Source organism: Pseudomonas sp. Pse79 (assembly GCF_024519615.1).
Lineage (GTDB): Bacteria > Pseudomonadota > Gammaproteobacteria > Pseudomonadales > Pseudomonadaceae > Aquipseudomonas > Aquipseudomonas veronii.
In genome coordinates this window covers 196,598-214,073 of sequence record NZ_JALJRR010000003.1, presented here as the reverse complement: position 1 = coordinate 214,073, position 17,476 = coordinate 196,598, and the positions used below count along the sequence as shown (strand labels likewise).

17 protein-coding genes are annotated in these 17,476 nt (G+C 63.1%); 7 read left to right on the top strand and 10 right to left on the bottom strand.

What is annotated here, in order from left to right; genetic code table 11:
• Window positions 1–20: 20 nt before the first annotated feature.
• From NR164_RS06580 to NR164_RS06540, 9 genes are all read right to left on the bottom strand, one after another.
• Window positions 21–1,082, bottom strand: coding sequence for an AI-2E family transporter (locus tag NR164_RS06580; protein ID WP_046384183.1), 1,062 nt, complete (start codon window positions 1,080–1,082; stop codon window positions 21–23).
• A gap of 72 nt (window positions 1,083–1,154) precedes the next feature.
• Complete coding sequence (locus tag NR164_RS06575) at window positions 1,155–1,973, bottom strand: DUF4892 domain-containing protein (protein ID WP_256822506.1); 819 nt, start codon at window positions 1,971–1,973, stop codon at window positions 1,155–1,157.
• A gap of 114 nt (window positions 1,974–2,087) precedes the next feature.
• On the bottom strand, window positions 2,088–2,942 hold the full coding sequence (locus NR164_RS06570; protein WP_057003700.1) for an alpha/beta hydrolase: 855 nt from the start codon (window positions 2,940–2,942) through the stop codon (window positions 2,088–2,090).
• Window positions 2,939–3,742, bottom strand: coding sequence for an alpha/beta fold hydrolase (locus NR164_RS06565; protein ID WP_017846789.1), 804 nt, complete (start codon window positions 3,740–3,742; stop codon window positions 2,939–2,941). The genes NR164_RS06570 and NR164_RS06565 overlap by 4 nt, the downstream gene beginning before the upstream one ends.
• A gap of 97 nt (window positions 3,743–3,839) precedes the next feature.
• Complete coding sequence (locus tag NR164_RS06560; protein WP_017846788.1) at window positions 3,840–4,283, bottom strand: hotdog fold thioesterase; 444 nt, start codon at window positions 4,281–4,283, stop codon at window positions 3,840–3,842.
• A gap of 30 nt (window positions 4,284–4,313) precedes the next feature.
• Window positions 4,314–5,969 carry an AMP-binding protein gene (locus NR164_RS06555; protein WP_046384186.1) on the bottom strand — a complete coding sequence of 552 codons (1,656 nt, stop codon included), beginning with the start codon at window positions 5,967–5,969 and terminating at the stop codon, window positions 4,314–4,316.
• An 85-nt stretch (window positions 5,970–6,054) separates the two neighbouring features.
• Window positions 6,055–6,504 (bottom strand): phosphohistidine phosphatase SixA, encoded by a 450-nt coding sequence (gene sixA / locus NR164_RS06550; RefSeq protein ID WP_057003702.1) that lies wholly within the window; start codon window positions 6,502–6,504, stop codon window positions 6,055–6,057.
• Window positions 6,501–6,848, bottom strand: coding sequence for a DUF4389 domain-containing protein (locus NR164_RS06545; RefSeq protein ID WP_017846785.1), 348 nt, complete (start codon window positions 6,846–6,848; stop codon window positions 6,501–6,503). Before NR164_RS06545 ends, sixA begins: the two co-directional genes overlap by 4 nt.
• 10 nt (window positions 6,849–6,858) lie before the next feature.
• Window positions 6,859–7,884, bottom strand: a complete 1,026-nt coding sequence (locus NR164_RS06540) for an NAD(P)H-dependent glycerol-3-phosphate dehydrogenase (protein ID WP_017846784.1) — start codon at window positions 7,882–7,884, stop codon at window positions 6,859–6,861.
• Window positions 7,885–8,079: 195 nt separating this feature from the next.
• Between NR164_RS06540 and NR164_RS06535 the strand changes: the two genes are divergently transcribed.
• The 7 genes from NR164_RS06535 to NR164_RS06505 all read left to right on the top strand — a co-directional run bounded on the left by NR164_RS06535 (window position 8,080) and on the right by NR164_RS06505 (window position 16,596).
• Entirely contained in the window at window positions 8,080–10,200 is a 2,121-nt protein-coding gene (locus NR164_RS06535; RefSeq protein ID WP_318533470.1) for a TonB-dependent receptor domain-containing protein, read from the top strand.
• A 1-nt stretch (window position 10,201) separates the two neighbouring features.
• On the top strand, window positions 10,202–11,131 hold the full coding sequence (locus NR164_RS06530; protein ID WP_256822504.1) for an ABC transporter substrate-binding protein: 930 nt from the start codon (window positions 10,202–10,204) through the stop codon (window positions 11,129–11,131).
• On the top strand, window positions 11,128–13,029 hold the full coding sequence (locus tag NR164_RS06525; RefSeq protein WP_046486372.1) for an ATP-binding protein: 1,902 nt from the start codon (window positions 11,128–11,130) through the stop codon (window positions 13,027–13,029). The genes NR164_RS06530 and NR164_RS06525 overlap by 4 nt, the downstream gene beginning before the upstream one ends.
• A gap of 249 nt (window positions 13,030–13,278) precedes the next feature.
• A complete protein-coding gene (fabA, locus tag NR164_RS06520; protein ID WP_003190035.1) occupies window positions 13,279–13,794 on the top strand; it encodes a 3-hydroxyacyl-[acyl-carrier-protein] dehydratase FabA in 516 nt (171 codons plus the stop codon).
• Between the two features lie 11 nt (window positions 13,795–13,805).
• Window positions 13,806–15,026: a beta-ketoacyl-ACP synthase I gene (gene fabB, locus NR164_RS06515; RefSeq protein ID WP_017846780.1), complete on the top strand. Its 1,221-nt coding sequence runs from the start codon at window positions 13,806–13,808 to the stop codon at window positions 15,024–15,026.
• 222 nt (window positions 15,027–15,248) lie between these two features.
• The gene (locus NR164_RS06510; RefSeq protein ID WP_046384191.1) at window positions 15,249–15,665 is read left to right on the top strand and encodes an OsmC family protein; all 417 of its coding nucleotides are present in this window, start codon (window positions 15,249–15,251) and stop codon (window positions 15,663–15,665) included.
• Window positions 15,666–15,729: 64 nt separating this feature from the next.
• Complete coding sequence (locus NR164_RS06505) at window positions 15,730–16,596, top strand: pirin family protein (protein WP_102618156.1); 867 nt, start codon at window positions 15,730–15,732, stop codon at window positions 16,594–16,596.
• 98 nt (window positions 16,597–16,694) lie between these two features.
• Here NR164_RS06505 and NR164_RS06500 read toward each other — a convergent pair whose 3' ends face one another.
• The gene (locus NR164_RS06500; protein ID WP_046384193.1) at window positions 16,695–17,423 is read right to left on the bottom strand and encodes a dienelactone hydrolase family protein; all 729 of its coding nucleotides are present in this window, start codon (window positions 17,421–17,423) and stop codon (window positions 16,695–16,697) included.
• Between the last annotated feature and the right edge of the window lie 53 nt (window positions 17,424–17,476).

Below are 17,476 nucleotides of genomic sequence, written 5' to 3'. Positions count from 1 at the left end.
CATAAATCTTGGCCACTCAGCTACAGCGGTTCGTCTTCGCGGCGGCTCTGGGCCTGGGTCGCGCTCCAATCCATCAGCAGGCTGTACGCCACGGCGAGCAAGGTCGGGCCGATAAACAGGCCGATGAAGCCAAACGCGATCAGGCCGCCGAATACCCCGAGCAACACGATCACCAGCGGCAGGTTGCCGCCACGGCTGATCAGGTACGGCTTGAGCACGTTGTCCACGCCGCTGATGATGAACGTGCCCCACACGCCGAGGAACACTGCGTAGGTGTAATCGCCCTTCCACGCCAGCCAGGCCGTGGCCGGAATCCACACCAGCGGCGGCCCCATGGGGATCAGGCTGAGCAGGAACGTGACGATACCCAGCACCAGCGCGCCCGGCACCCCGGCGATCAGGAAGCCGATCAGCGCGAGCACGGCCTGGGCGGCGGCCGTACCGATCACGCCATTGACCACGCGTTGCACGGTGCCGGCCACCAATTCGATGTAGTAACCGGCACGTTCGCCGATCAAGCGCTCCAGCAGGCGGTGGACGAACATCGCCAGGCGCGGCCCGTCACGGTAGAAAAAGAACACGAACACCAGGCTGAGGGTCAGTTCCAGGATGCCGCCGCCGATCTGCGCGCTGCGCGCCAGCAACCAGTTGCCCACCTGCCCCAGGTACGGCTTGAGGCTGACCATCAGCGCCGCGCCCTGCTGGTCGATGCTGTCCCACATCGCCACCAGCCGTTCTCCGACAAAGGGAATCGACCCCAACCAGGCCGGCGCCGCCGGCAAACCGTCGACCTGAATATCCTTGATCAACGTCACCGCGTCGCGCACATGGTCCGCAAGGTTGAACCCCAGCCATACCAGCGGCACCGCCACCAGCAGCATCCAGCCCAAGGTCAGGATGCCAGCGGCCAGGGATTCGCGGCCGCCCAGCCAGCGGGTCAGCAACACCATCAGCGGCCAACTGGCAAACGCCAGCACCGCCCCCCAGAACAGCGCCGACCAGAACGGCGCCATCACCCAGAAGCTGGCACCGAACAGCACCAGCAGCAGGATTTGCACCAGCAGGCGATCGTTATTGAGCATGGAGTTTCTCTAGGAAAAGGCTGAAGGCAGTCAGTTTAGGCGAACGGCGCGGGTCCGTTCGCCCTGTTTCGGTCAGCGTATCAGATGCAGGTGCAGGCCTTTGGCTGGCTCGGTACCGGTTTCCAGGCGTGCGGCCCGCACGCCCTTGTCGATCAGGGCCTGGCGCCACGCTTCGGCATGGGGGCCGGTCAAACTGACACGCAGGGTGGTGTCGAGGTTCAAACCGCGGGAAATCAGGGTCAACCAGGTGGCATCGGGGTCCGTTCCCAAAGCCGGGAAATCCAGCTCACCGGTGCTTTTGAGTTCGCGCAACAGCGTGGCGGAGGTCGGCAGCAGCTCCCCGAACGGGGCGTCGGCATCGATCTGTTCGACATGCAGGTAAGCCCGGCGATTGCCGCGGGTGATGCCGTACAACGCCACCAGGGAATTGTCCTGCGGGGCGGCCAGACGCAACAGCAGGTATTCCTGCTGGCCATCGGCGCCGACCAACTTGGCATTACCGAACACTTCATTGGCCCACAGGCTGCTTTCACCGCAGTCACGGGCCTGGCACCAGAACAACAGCTGCGCGCCCTGCTGCTGCAGCGCTTCGCGCGTGGCGGTGAACGCAGCGCTGGAGGTGTGCTCGGCGGGCAGTTCATAGGTGATGGCGGTGGCCTGGCCGCGCGCGGTGGCCTGGGCTTCGTAACGCAACTGGCCGCTGATCTTGCGGATCGCGCCCATGGGGTAGATGCGCTCTTTTTCTTCGGCGGGGCGATAATCGACGATTTGCGCGTCGACCTGACGGGCCACGGCGGGCAAGTCCTGGCTACCCGGCACATCGGCGGCGAACACCAACGGGCTGAACACACACAGCCCGAAGGCACGGATACAGCCTTTACGCACGCTCATCGGATAGTTGAGCCCTGGCCATCGGAGGTCGCAGCAGTTTCAAGATCGGTGTTGAGATCGTTCATGGTTGACTCCCTTTCAATCCGCCCAGCCTCGGCAGTTGACCGCGCCAAGTCAAGGTGCAGAGAAGAACCGATTGAAACAGTCTGCAACAAGGACCGCGCCCGCCTCGTCATTCAAGTGCAAATGATGGCCACCGGGCAGGGTCGTCACGGTAAACGGTAGCTGGGAAAGCAATTCGGGATGTCTCGCCAGCATGCCGTCAGCGGCCACCACCAGTTGAGTAGGGCAACCTACGCGGCGCACGAAAGCCATGGCTTGCTCGTCGGTCAGACGCATCGGCGATGCCAGGGTCAAGCGGCTGTCCGTTCGCCAGGTGTAACCGCCCGGCACCGGCATCAAACCGCGCTGGGCCAGCAGTTCAGCGGCTTCGCGGCTGACGGCCACCAGCCCTTTCATCCGCGCTTCGACGGCACGATCAAGGTTGCTGTAGACCGGCTTGCGCTTGCCCTGCAGGTTCAATTGCGCCTGCAACGCCATGCCCAGCCGCTCGGCGGCGTTCTCGCCGGAGGCGGTCGGCGGGATCACACCGTCGATCAAACCCAGGTGCGTCACCCGCTCCGGCAAGGCACCGGCCAATACCAGAGAGACGATGGCGCCGAGGGAATGGCCAAGTAATGCAAAACGTTTCCAGCCCAGTTGTTCGGCGACCTGCAGCACATCGTGGACGTAATCCCACAAGGCATAACCGGCCCCCGTCGGACGATGCGCCGAATGCCCGTGGCCGGCCATGTCGAGGGCGACGATACGCATGCCCTGCAGTTTCGGCGCCAACCGCGCGAAGCTGTTGGCGTTGTCCAGCCAGCCATGCAAGGCGATCACCGGCAGACCGTCTTCGGGACCGAACAGATGCGCGGCCAATTCGATATGCGGCAGGCTCAGGCGCACTTCTTCGACCGGTGTACTCATGCGCAACTGCGCTCGCGGGCTTCCCAACGGGCGAACAGCTGCTTGAGCAAGGTCGCGGTGTCCTGGGGGCGTTCGAGGGGGAACATGTGGCCGCCGGGCATGGTGAGCATTTCTCCCATGGGCAGGCGCCCGACGCCGCTGGCGTGGTGGCGCATCACCACCCGGCTCTGGCGCCCGCGCACCACCGCCAGCGGCACTTTCAACTGGCGCACCTGACCCGGGCTGGTGTGGGGCACGCCCCGGTAGATACTGATTTCAGTGGCCGGATCGAAACGCAGGCGCAGGCGATCGCCGACCTGATACAGGCCATGTTGCAGGTAAGCGTCGAAGCATTCCGGGTCGAAGCCGCGAAACAGGGTCTTGCCAGCGAAGTAACTGCGCGCGGCGTCCAGGTCGGCGAATTCTTCACGGCGGCCCAGGGTGCGCCCGGCCGGGGTGAGGCGGTCGATAAAACCAAAGCGTTTGGCGGCGCGGATCACCCAGCGGTCGGCACGGGTCAGCACCGGCGAGTCGAGCATCACCACGCCGCGATACAACTGCGGGCAGCGCATGGCCGCGTGCAAATGCAACACGCCGCCCAGGGAATGGCCCACGCCCCACACCGGCTCGGGCTGCTGTTGCAGATGGTGGATCAGTTCGTCCACCAGGTTCTGCCAGTTGTCGTCCACCGGAAACCTTGGATCGTGGCCGTGCTGCGGCAGGTGCGCGACGGTATATTCCGGGGCCAGGCCGGCAAACAACTTGCCGTAGGTAGCCGAAGGGAAGCCATTGGCGTGGGCAAAAAACACGTGCTGCGACATACCGGTTCCATCTATAAAAACAGACATTGATTGTCACCACGCCCGACCGTTACGGCAATGACCGTAACCGCCAGGAATGATGACACTCACGCCACGCCTATCGCGCCGGCGGGTTCTCGCCCAGGGGCACTACGGCCATGGTCAGGCGCGAGACGCAGCTGGACTTGCCATCATCGTTGGTCAGGCGGATGTCCCACACCTGGGTGGTGCGGCCGATATGAATCGCCCTCGCCACCGCCGTCACCCGCCCGCTGCGCACCCCGCGCAGGTGGTTGGCATTGACCTCGAGGCCGACGCAATAGAACTTGCTCGCATCGATGCACAGGTAGGCCGCCATGGAGCCGACGCTTTCGGCCAGCACGACCGACGCGCCGCCGTGCAGCAGGCCGTAGGGCTGATGGGTACGCTGATCGACCACCATGCTGGCGGTCAGGGATTCTTCGTCGAAACTTTCGAAGCGAATGTCCAGCACTTCACCGATGGTGTTTTTCTGCAGAGCGTTGAGTTGTTCGATATTGGGTTGGGTGCGCCACAGGCTCATACCGTTGTCCCTATTGATTTTATGATGGCCCTAATCCTGCCACAGAATGACTTCGGTGCGCTCGCTCCACACCTGAAACTGTGGGCCGTAGGTCGATTCGATGACATTGCGCCTGATCTTCAAGGTCGGTGTCAGGAAGCCGTTTTCCACCGCCCAACTGTCTTTCACCACCACCAATTGACGCAGGCGCTCATGCTTGTCCAACGCCGCGTTGACCTGCTCCAGCCAGCGTTCAAGGCTGCCGTGCAAGGCCTGGCGCGCATCCGCCGGGCCCGCCGCCGACAGCACGCACAGGCCCATCGGCGCAGGCAGGCCGTCGCCGACCACACACACCTGTTCGATCCGTGCATGTTCGGCCAGACGGTTTTCGATCGGCGCCGGGGCCACGTACTTGCCCTTGCTGGTCTTGAAGATTTCCTTGAGACGCCCGGTCAGGCGCAGACGGCCCTCGGCGTCCTGCTCGCCCTTGTCGCCGGTGCGCAGGAAGCCGTCCGGCGTGAGGGTTTCGGCGGTTTTTTCCGGGTCCTTGAAGTAACCGAGCATGGTCGCGCCACTGCGCACCTGCACTTCACCGAGCGGGTCGATACGCACTTCAACGCCCGGGCACGGCAGGCCGATCCAGCCGATTGTCTGCTGGCCGGGGCGACACACATGGGAATAGCCGCAACTCTCGGTCATGCCGTACACCTCCAGCACATCCAGGCCCAGGCGCTGATACCAGCGCAACAAGGCTTCGGGCACCGGCGCCGCGCCGGACAGCGCAATACGTAACGCGTCCAGGCCCAGGCCGGCCAGCACCTTGCGGCCCACGCGTTTGCCGATAAAGGGCAGCCGCAACAGGCGCTCCAGGCGCGTCGCCGGGATCTTGCCGTAGACGCCCATCTGGAATTTGGTCCAGATACGCGGCACCCCGAACAGCGCCGTCGGCCGTGCCCGACGCAGGTCCCTCAGAAAAGTCTCAAGGCTTTCGGCGAAATACACGGTTTGCCCGGTATAGATCGCCGCCAATTCCACAAACATCCGCTCCGCCACATGGCACAAGGGCAGGTACGACAGCAGCCGGTCACCCTCCCCCAGGCCGAACAATTCGGTGCCACCGGTGGCGGCAAAGCCCAGGGCGCCGAAGCTGTGCATCACGCCCTTGGGCAGGCCGGTGGTGCCGGAGGTGTAGATGATGGTGGCCAGATCCGACGCGGCAGGTAGCGGCTGATCCTGGATCGGTGAACAGGCTTGCAGCTCGGTCCAGCTGAAATCCAAGTCACCCGCCGGACACAGCGGCAGGCCGATGGTGGGCACGTCGGCCGGAACCCCGGGCGCCATGGCGGGCCAGTCATCGAGCTTGCCGATGAACACCAGCGCCGCCTCGGAGTGCTTCAGCACATGGGCGACGGAATCGGCGGTGAGGTTGGGATAGAGCGGCACCGAGACATGCCCGGCCATCCAGATGGCCAGGTCGGCGATGATCCAGTGCGCGCAATTTTTCGAGATCAGGGCTACGTGCGAACCCTGGGGCAGTTCCCTCGCACGCAGCCAATGCGCGGCGCAGCGGGCCTGGTGGCCGACCTCGGCCCAAGTGAGGGTCTGCACCTCGTCGCCGCCGACGGGCTGCACCAGGAAGGGTTTGCGCGGATGCCGCGCTTCACGTTCGAAGAAGACCTGCAACGGCAAACGAAAAGCGACGGGCATGGGACGCGCTCCTTTGTGGTCCGATGATAGCCAACCAAGCACTTGCTCGGCTGACTATATAGCACACACAAAGCAGTGAAAGCGCCTACGGGTGTTTCACACTGACCAGGCTCATCAGCCCCGCCAGCGGGCATTCCCCCTCCAACTCCGCCAGGCTGGCGGTGTACATCGGCAGCGGTTGACGCTGATGGCCATGCTGCAAAAAGCTGATCAGGCTGCCGACCAGCGGCTGATGGCTGACCAGCAGCACATTCTCATCCGTGTCGAGCTTTTCCAGCACCTGCTGCGGATTGCCGTCCGGTGTCAGCCAGGGCACGGTGCGGATGTCCGGCACGAAGCCCAGCGCTTCACGCACCAGCTGCGCGGTCTGCTGCGCCCGTACATACGGGCTGGCAATGATCGCGCTGATGGGCTGGCCGATCAGGTGCGCCGCGCTGCGCAAGACTTCGGCGCGGCCATGCTCGGTCAGCTCGCGCTCGGCATCGGTGCGGGCATGCGCTTGGGCCTCACCGTGCCGCAAAATCCACAGTTTCACAGTTTTGGCTCTTCATCGCGCACCGGGTGCGGTGCTGGCGGCACGCTGTGGGCGGCTTCGCCTTCCGGCGCACGCGGCGTCGGCCAGTCGGCGAATGGCCAGGGCTTTTGCTCGGTGTGGAAACTGCCGAAGCGGCCGATCTGCGCGAGGAACTGGCTCAGGCTGTCGCCAAAGTTCATCAGGCCCAGGTTCGGCGCGCCGTAGACCAGCCGGTAAATCAGTTGCACCACCACCAACGCACCGAGCAGGAATTGCGCCACTTGCCACACCAGGGCAAACACCAGCATCCACAAGATGCGCAGGGCGATGGACTCGTACTTGGGAGCTGCTTTCGGATCGTTCATGACGCGTTCCTCAGTTGAAACCACTGGTGGAAATAAAGTCGACATCGGTTTTCGGCTCGGCGCGCATCAGCAACTCGATGACCTGATTCAGGGTGCGCCCTTCAAACAGGATCGCGTGCAACCCGGCGACCAGCGGCATGTACACGCCGGCCTCCTGGGCCTTGGCCTTGAGCACCTTGAGGGTATTGACCCCTTCGGCCACTTCGCCCAGGCGCGCCACGGCGTCCTCCAGGCTCAGGCCCTGGCCGAGGGCGAAACCGACCTGATAGTTACGGCTTTTCGGCGACGAGCAGGTGACGATCAGGTCGCCCACGCCCGCCAGGCCCAGGAACGTCATCGGGTTGGCGCCCTGGCTCACCGCGAAGCGGGTCATTTCCGCCAGCGCGCGGGTGATCAGCATGCTCTTGGTGTTCTCGCCCATGCCCAGCGCCACCGCCATCCCGGCAATGATCGCGTAGACGTTTTTCAGCGCACCGCCCAGCTCGACGCCGAAACGATCGCCACTGGCGTACACGCGGAAGGTGCGCCCATGCAGCACGGCCTGGACCCGCTCACACAGTGCTTCATCTTCACTGGCGATCACGGTGGCGGTCAGTGCATGTTCGGCCACTTCCCGCGCCAGGTTCGGCCCGGACAGCACGCCGATGCGCGCCTGCGGGGCGATCTCTTCAAGGATTTCGCTCATCAGCTTGAAGGTGTGCGCCTCGATGCCCTTGGTCAAGCTGACCAGCAGCTTGCCCGCCAGGCGTTCGGCGTGAGGCGCGAGTACCGAACGCAAGGCACTCGAAGGCAGCGCGACGAAACACAGCTCGCAGGCCTCCAGGGTCGCCTGCAAGTCGGTGACCGGCTCGACCGCCGGATGAATCTTGATGCCTTTAAGGTAACGAGGGTTTTCTCGATGGACGCGAATGGCCTCGGCCTGTTCGGGATCGCGCATCCACTGGCGCACCGCATGACCGTTCTCAGCCAGCAGGTTAGCCACGGCGGTACCAAAACTTCCGCCTCCCAGGACCGCAATAGGGCGCTGTTCAGTCATATGCAATCCGTTAATCCATACCAGTGGCGATGGCCGCATTATACGGAGCCCCCCGCTTGCGGCCAGCCCCCGTATCAATTCACACGCCTGTCGGAAAATGCCATAGCGACGCGGGGTAATTGCAAAGGCGACGACTGGCAAATGGCCCGGCCTCGGTTAACATGGTCGGCTATCCGTAATTATCAAGGCCGTGCCGTGTATTTGGGCCCTCCTCCCCGTTCATCGTTGTGGTTGATGCTGTTGTGCAGCGGCGCGGTGTTCGCCGACGACCTGTTCCTCGACAACCAACCGCTGCCACAGGTGCTGACTGCCACTCGCCTCAAACAATCGGCCGCCGCCGTGCCCGGCAGCATGACCGTGATCGACAGCGAACTGATCAAGGCCAGCGGCGCGCGGGACATCGCTGAGTTGCTGCGGCTGGTGCCGGGCATGATGGTCGGCTACACCAGCGGCAACCAGGCGGCGGTGAACTACCACGGCACCAATGCCAGCGATGCGCGACGCATGCAGGTCTTGATCGACGGCCGCTCGGTGTACCGCGCAGGCCTGGCCACGGTGGACTGGAGCGATATTCCGGTGGCCATGGAAGACATCGAGCGCATCGAAGTGTTCCGCGGGCCCAACACCGTCAGCTACGGCGCCAATGCGTTGATGGCTGTGGTGAATATCCTCACGCGCTCACCGGCCGACAGCCACGGTTCAAGGGTAAAAGTGGTACGCGGCGAACGCGGGATCAACGACTTCTATGCCAGCCAGGGCGTAGGCTGGGAAACCGGCGACCTGCGCCTGTCGATGTCCGGGCAGCAGGACGATGGCTTTGACAGCAACGCGGTGGGCGCCGACCGTCGTGACGGCCGGCGTCTCAACCGCTTCAGCCTGGCGGTGAGCCAGACGCTGAACACGCAACAGAGCATCGACTGGCAACTGAATGCCAAGGAAGGGACCAACCAGCGTCCTTATACCTACACGCCGGTATTCGCCGGGATTACCGAGGGCGGCAACAATTCCGACGTTACCGCCAAGGACTATGCCGGCTCCCTGCGCTGGAATTTCGATTTCAATCCCGAACACAGCCTGTATATCCAGGGCTCGGCCCAACAATGGGACCGCCGGCAGATCTGGAAAGCCTGTGACGCCAAGGTGTCGTTCAGCCCGGAATTGACCCGGCTGTGGCAGCTCAACCCCAATTATGCCGAGCGATTGGCCCGGCATATGGACACCTACAGCCAAGGTGTTGCGCCTCCCGGCAGCGCCGACGAACAAGCACTGGGCAACCAAGTATTGGACCAATGGCGCAACGGCGCCAGCCAGAGCGTATGCGGCGACATCGACCAAAGCACCCGCGAAAGCCGCTACGACCTGGAGATCCAGGACACCCTGAGCCTGTCCGACAGCCTGCGCCTGGTCAGCGGTATGAACTATCGCTATGACCGCGCCGACTCCGACACCTATTTCAACGGCACTCTGGATGACACCACCTGGCGCCTGTTCGGCCAGCTCGAATGGCGCGCCAGCGAGCACTGGTTGCTGCAGGGCGGCGCCATGTACGAAGACACCCACCTGAGCGGCAACTCGCTGACGCCGCGGGTGGCAGTCAACTACCTGATCAACCCGCGCCACGGCCTGCGCGCGGTGTACTCCGAGGCGATCCGTTCGCCGGACATGTTCGAGAACAACGTCAACTGGAGCTATCGCGTCACCAACCTCGACTCGCCGGCCTACGGGCAGAATTCCGGGCAGTACTTCGTGGTCACGCGCGGCCCGGGCAATCTCGACAAAGAACTGATGAAATCCCGTGAATTGGGCTATAACGGCTTTTTTGCCGACATCGGGCTGAACATGGACGTGAAACTGTTCTACGACGAAATCACCGACATGATCAGTTCGCCGCTGCGCAACAATCAGTACATTGCCAGCAACGCCAACAGCTCGCGCTTTACCGGCGCAGAATCCCAATTCGACTGGCGCATGAGCAACGCCGACCGCCTGCGGCTGACCTACGCTTACGTCGACGCCAGCACCAGCAACCCGCTGGACAAGGCGCAAACCGCACGCAACAGCGGTTCGGCCGGCTGGTTGCGCGAATGGGGGCAAGGCTGGTCCAGCGCCCTGTTCTACTATGGCGACGACGCCCTTAACCGCTATCGCTTCGAACGGGTCGACCTGCGGGTCGCCAAGCGCATGGCCCTGGGCAACGCCAACGTGGAACTGGCCGGCATGTTGCAACAACGCCTGGACAACCAGCCCACCACCTGGGCCGACAACAACTACGACCATCGCCAAGTGCTCTACTTCAGCGCGGAGTTAGAGTTCTGACATGGGCGCTCAGTCACGGATGACCCTCCTCTCTCTCCCCAGACGCTGGCAACGCGGCCTGCTGCTGCTGTGCCTGCTGCTCAGCGTACCGGCCTGGAGCGCCGATATCCTGCTGACCGCCGCCGAAGACGGCGCCGGGGTGCAGGCCTTCGTCCAGGCGCTCACCCAGCAGCGCCCCGACGACCGTGTAACCTTCACCCCCCTCGCCAACCTGCCCGTGCCCAGCCGCCTACCGGCCAATACGCGCCTGATCCTGTTGGACCTGCCCAGCCTCGACTGGCGCCTGCAGGATACCCAGGGGCCGTCGACCCTGGTGTTGCGCATCAGCCGCCTGCAGGCCCACCAGCGCATGGGCCAGGGCGTGCCGGGCAAAATCAGCCTGCTGTGGAGTGACCCGCCGCTGGAGCGCCAACTGCGGCTGATCGCCACAATCCTGCCCCAGGCCCGCCGCATCGGCGTGCTTTACGGCGCCGACAGTGAATTCCTGCTCCGCGAGTTGCGCCAATACGCCGCGCCGATGGGCCTGGAGATCGTGCCCCAGCGCTGGGACGACATTAACGACAGTCGCCCGCTGCAGCATTTGTTCAGAAACAGCGATGTGCTGCTCGGCCTTGACGACCCGCAGTTATACAACCCGAAAACCGCGAAAAACCTGCTGCTCAGCAGTTATGCCCGGCAACTGCCGCTGGTGGGGCCCAATGCCGGCTTCGTCAAGGCCGGCAGCCTGGCCAGTACTTACAGCGACCAGACCGACTGGCTGGCCGTACTCGACCGCCTGCTCGATCACCCGCCGGCCGGCTGGCCGCGCGCCATGTACCCGGAGCGCTTCAAAGTCGTGGGCAACCCGCAAGTCGCACGCTCACTGGGCATCGAACAGGTCGACGAAGCCAACGTCGCCGCCCGCCTGGCCGAAGGAGAACAACGCCCATGACCTTACGTCGTCGTTGGGACATCAACACCCGCACCCAGCTCATCACCCTGGGGCCGGCGCTGTTGCTGACGTTGCTGTTGATCAGCTTCTTCACCTTCGTGCGGATCCAGGACCTGCGCCAGGAACTCGACCACACCGGCCAGTTGATCGCCAACCAATTGGCCCCGGCCACCGAATACGGAGTGATCTCCGGCAACAACGACGTGCTCGACAGCCTGCTGCGCGCGACGCTGGCCACGCCCCATGTGCGCTTCCTGGAGATCCAGGACAGCGCCGAGAACATCCTGGTGTACGTCGAGCAACCGTCGGAAAACCACGACCGCTCGCTGTCGGTCAAAGTGTTCCAGGCCCCGATCCGCCTGCAACATATCCAATTGGGCAATGACTTTTTCCAGGACAACCTCAACGAACCCAAGGCGCCGCGTGCCGACTACCTGGGCCGGGTGATCGTCGGCATGTCCAACGATGCCTTCAGCCAGCGCCAACAGGAGATTCTGTTCAAGGCCGGCGTGCTCGCGCTGTTCGCCCTGCTGTTCACCTTTTTGCTCGCGCGGCGCCTGGCCGCCAGCCTGTCGCAGCCGATCAGCGCGATGGGCAATGCAGTCAAGGCGATCCAGCAAGGCGACTACAAGACCCCGCTGCCGATTGTCGATGACTCCGAACTGGGCGACCTCTCGCGGCACATCAACAACCTTGCCGAAGGCCTCAACCAGGCCAGCCGCGAACAGCAGCAGGCCATGGCGCAACTGATCCAGACCCGCGAGGAAGCCGAACGGGCGAACAACGCCAAGTCGGACTTCCTGGCGATGATGAGCCACGAGCTGCGCACGCCGATGAACGGCGTGCTGGGCATGCTGCAGTTGCTGGAAACCACCGAGATGACCGAAGAGCAGACCGAATATGCGGCGCTGGCCTCCGAGTCCACGGAACATTTGCTCAAGGTCATCAATGACATCCTCGACTTCTCGCGCATCGAACGCGCGGCCCTGGAGCTGGAACACATTCCGTTCAACCTCGCAGACCTGATCAACAGCTGCGCCCAGGCCTTCCAGCACAGCGCCCAGCAACGCGGGCTGAGCCTCGAACTGCCGATCCCGCCGGGCTTGGACACATTGCGCGTGCAGGGCGACCCGACGCGTATCCGCCAGATTCTGGTGAACCTGATCGGCAACGCGCTCAAGTTCACCGAGCACGGCAGCGTCAGCGTCGAGCCCCATTGGCAACCCCTCGACCATGAACTGGTGTGGTTCACCTGCACCGTGCGCGACAGCGGCATTGGCATTTCCGCCGAGCGCCTGGAACTGATGTTCGATGCGTTCCAGCAGGCCGACAGTTCCATTTCAAGACGTTACGGCGGCACCGGCCTGGGCCTGCCCATCGCCCGCACCCTGGCCGAACGCATGGGCGGCACCCTGCGCGCGCAGAGCGAAGAAGGTCGCGGTTCGGTATTCACCCTGGAAATCCCGCTGGCCATCGACCAGCACAGCGTGCCGGCCATCGCCGCCAACGCCGAAGGCAAAGCCAGTGCGGGCGACGGCCGCCATGTGCTGCTGGTGGAAGACAACCCGGTCAACCGCACCGTGGTCGAAGCCATGCTGCGCAGCCTGGGCTTTGAGGTCAGCCTGGCCACCGACGGCGCCGAAGCGATCCGCAGCGCCGAGAGCCTGATTTTCACCGCGATCCTGATGGATTGCCGGCTACCGCTGATCGACGGCTACGAAGCCACCCGCCAGATTCGCCAACTGCCGGGCTGCGCCGACCTGCCGATCATCGCCCTCACCGCCAACGCCTTGCAGGGCGATCGGGAACTCTGCCTGGCCGCCGGAATGAACGATTACCTGGCCAAGCCGTTCAAACGCACGGATTTGCAGCAAATCCTGCAGCGTTGGGTGCAATAGCGCCGCGCCATCAGCCAACTGCGACTGGCGTGAAAGACGAAAGTGCGGCAGTCTTAGGCACCCGAACGGACCGATAAACAGGCCCGGTTTAAAATTTCAGTGAACAAGTGTACATTCAGTGCCTTGACGCTGTGACTTTCACTACAACGCAATAGTCTATGTGTAGGCTGCCGATGTGAGGCATGAACGCTTCAGTCGGTTCGGGAAGATTTGCCCTACCCTGCCGCATGGGATTATTGAGGAGCTCGCATGACCAAACAAAACGCCTTTACTCGGGAAGACCTGCTGCGCTGCAGTCGCGGTGAGCTGTTCGGCCCAGGTAACGCGCAACTGCCCGCCCCGAACATGCTGATGGTGGATCGCATCACCCATATCAGTGAAGAGGGTGGCAAGTACGGCAAAGGTGAATTGGTCGCCGAGCTGGATATCACCCCGGACCTGTGGTTCTTCGCCTGTCATTTCGAAGGCGACCCTGTCATGCCGGGCTGCCTGGGCCTCGACGCCATGTGGCAACTGGTCGGTTTCTACCTCGGCTGGCAAGGCTTGCCGGGCCGCGGTCGCGCCCTGGGTTCGGGCGAAGTGAAGTTCTTTGGCCAGGTTCTGCCGAGTGCCAAGAAAGTCACCTACAACATTCAAATCAAGCGCGTCCTCAAGGGCAAGCTGAACCTGGCGATCGCCGACGGTTCGGTGACTGTCGACGGTCGCGAGATCTATACTGCCGAAGGCCTTCGGGTCGGCGTATTCACTTCCACTGACAACTTTTAAGGGTTATCCGCATGCGCCGCGTCGTTATCACTGGTCTGGGCATCGTTTCTTGCCTGGGCAATGACAAAGAGACCGTCACCGCTAACCTGCGTGCAAGTCGCCCTGGCATCCGCTTCAACCCGGAATATGCCGAAATGGGTCTGCGTAGCCAGGTTTCCGGCTCCATCGACCTGCCCCTCGAAGAGTTGATCGATCGCAAGATCTACCGCTTCGTCGGCCACGCTGCCGCCTACGCCTACCTGGCCATGAAGGACGCCATCGCCGATTCCGGCCTGAGCCACGATCAGGTCTCGAACGTGCGTACCGGCCTGATCGCCGGTTCCGGCGGCGCGTCCACCCTGAACCAGATGGAAGCGCTGGACATCCTGCGCGAGAAAGGTGTGAAGCGCGTTGGCCCGTACCGTGTCACGCGGACCATGGGCAGCACCGTTTCCGCCTGCCTGGCCACGCCGTTCCAGATCAAGGGCGTGAACTACTCGATCTCCTCCGCCTGCGCCACCAGTGCTCACTGCATCGGTAACGCGGTTGAGCAGATCCAGCTGGGCAAGCAGGACATCGTGTTCGCCGGCGGCGGCGAAGAAGAACATTGGAGCCAATCGTTCCTGTTCGACGCCATGGGCGCGCTGTCCACCCAGTACAACGACACCCCGGAAAAGGCCTCCCGCGCCTACGACGCCAAGCGTGACGGTTTCGTCATCGCCGGCGGCGGCGGCATGGTGGTGGTTGAGGAGCTGGAACACGCTCTGGCCCGTGGCGCGAAGATCTACGCGGAAATCGTCGGCTACGGCGCCACTTCCGACGGCTACGACATGGTTGCGCCAAGCGGTGAAGGCGCCATCCGCTGCATGCAGATGGCCATGTCCACCGTGGATACCCCGATCGACTACCTGAACACCCACGGCACCTCGACTCCGGTCGGCGACGCCAAGGAAATGGAAGGCGTGCGCGCGGTATTCGGCGACAAGGCACCGGCCATCAGCTCCACCAAGAGCCTGTCGGGTCACTCCCTGGGCGCCGCCGGCGTTCACGAAACGATCTACTGCCTGCTGATGATGGAAGGCAACTTCATGGCTGGCTCGGCCAACATCGAAGAGATGGACCCGGTCGTGGCCGATATGCCGATCCTGACCAAGACCGTCGAAAACGTAAAAGTCGACACCGTGATGAGCAACAGCTTCGGCTTCGGTGGCACTAACGCCACCCTGGTGCTGAAACGCTGGCAGGGCAAGTAAGCCCCGCAGCTTGATCAGATGAAAACGCCCCGACTGGTTCGGGGCGTTTTTTTTGCGCTTGAATTCGGGGTCACCTCGCTTGTACGCGGGTGTTGCTCCGTTGCCTCGAACTGATGCTGGGAATCCTGCCCGCCGCTACCTGGAAAAAATCCTGGAACACTTGAGTGCCAGCATGTTCTATAACTGCATGACTTTCTTCCTGCCACGCTTGAGAGGTTCGCCATGCCTGTTACCGTCAACACCCTGAATGCCGACAACTTCCGCCACAGCCTCAACATCGATAACCACGAGTTGTTCACCGATCTGCCCAAAAGCCTGGGCGGTGACGACACCGCGCCCTCGCCCCACGACTATTTCGACGCAGCCCTGGCGTCGTGTAAGGCCCTGACCCTGAAGCTGTATGCGCAGAGAAAGGGCATCCCGCTGACCGGCGTAACCGTGGAAATCACCCACGACGACAGCGAAGAGCAAAAGGGCAAGTACCACCTCAACGTCAAGCTGACGCTCAAGGGCGTGCTCACCGATCAGCAACGCGACGAACTGCACCGCATCGCCGACCGCTGCCCGATACACAAGCTGATGACCACCGCCGAGGTGAGTATCGAGACGAAATTGTCGGAAGGTGCCTTCAGCCAATAGCGGCAACCTCCGGTCGAGCGGGTTATGCTCAGGGCTATCCAACCCGCTCCGACAGGGACGCACCATGACCACCCTCACCGTGATCCGCCCTCGCCTCGAAGATGTCGAAGGCCAGCCCATCCTGCGCCCGCTGCCATCGCGAGAATGCCGTAGCGTCGGGCCGTTCGTGTTTTTCGACCATATGCTGGCGACCCGCTATGCACCGGGCAGCGGCATGAATATCCGCCAGCATCCGCACATCGGCCTGTCGACCCTCACCTACCTGTTCGAAGGCACCTTGCAGCACAAGGACAGCCTCGGTTCGGACCAAATGGTGCAGGCCGGCGATGTGAGCTGGATGACCGCCGGCAGCGCGATTGCCCACGTCGAGCGCACGCCCGAAGCAATCAAGAGCAAGGGGTTCAGCCTGCATGGGCTGCAAGTGTGGCTCGCCTCCCCCAAGGACCACGAGAGCGGCCCGGGGCATTACAGCCACCATCCAGCGGCTGACCTACCGGTCAGCGACAACCTGGGCGTGCAGGTCCGCCTGATCGCCGGCAATGGCTTCTGCCTCAAATCACCGGTGCCGGTGCTGTCGCCCACGCTGTACGCCGATGTGCAGATGCAGACGGCCACCACCCTGCTGATCCCCGACGAGCATGAAGAACGCGCGGTGTATGTGCTGGAGGGTGACGTGCAATTGGACGGTGAGCCGCTTGAGGCACACAGCCTGGTGGTGTTGCCGAGCGGACAGGCGATGACCCTGTCTGCCGACAGCGATTGTCACCTGGTGGTGTTCGGTGGCGCGCCGCTGGATGGGCCACGCCGGATCAACTGGAATTTTGTCGCGAGCGACCCGGCCGTGATCGAGCAGGCCCGGCAGCGTTGGGCGGCTGGGGATTGGCCAACGGTGCCCGGTGAAACCGAAAGAATTGAGTTGCCGGTGAGATAGCCGCCTGCTCCCACATTTAACCGCGTTTACCCTGTAGGAATGCGCTCGAATGTGGGAGCAGGCTTGTTCACGATGAGGCCAGGACAGACGCCAGAGACTTAGCCCTTGAACACTTCATCCAACAAGTTATGCATCGACTGGAAGGCCCGCGCAGCGGTCTTCGCGTCGTACATCATCATGCCCGGCACGTTGGCATGCGGGTCGGTGAAGGAATGCACCGCACCGCCATAGCTCAGCAGTTGCCAATCCACACCGGCCGCGTTCATCTCATCTTCGAACGCTGGCAGTTGTGCTTTCGGCACCAGCGGGTCGGAAGCACCATGCAACACCAGCACGGAACCCTTGATGTTCTTCGCATCCGCCGGGTTTGGCGTGTCGAGGGTGCCGTGGAACGACACCGCAGCCTTCAACGCTGCGCCGGTGCGCGCCAGCTCCAGCGCACAGCAACCGCCGAAGCAGAAACCGAAGGTGGCCAACCTGGACGTATCCACCGCAGCTTCGCTCTGGCCTTGCAGTTGCGCTAACGCGGCCTGCATGCGCTTGTTCAGCAACGGGCGGTCATTCTTCAACGGCATCATCGCCGCACCGGCTTCATCGTTATTCGACGGGCGCACGGTTTGCCCGTACAGGTCGGCGATCAGCACCACGTAGCCTTTGCTGGCGACGCGCTTGGCAATCTCTTCGGCCCCTGCACTCACGCCCATCCAGTTCGGTGCCATCAACAGGCCCGGCAGCGGGCCGGTTTGGCTGGCATCGAAGGCCAGGCGGCTTTCATAAGACTGGCCATCAATCTGATAGACCACGGAACGCACAGTGACTTGGCTCATCATTTACTCCAGTTGAGGTTGCACAAGAACGAAAAAACCCGCCGAAGCGGGTT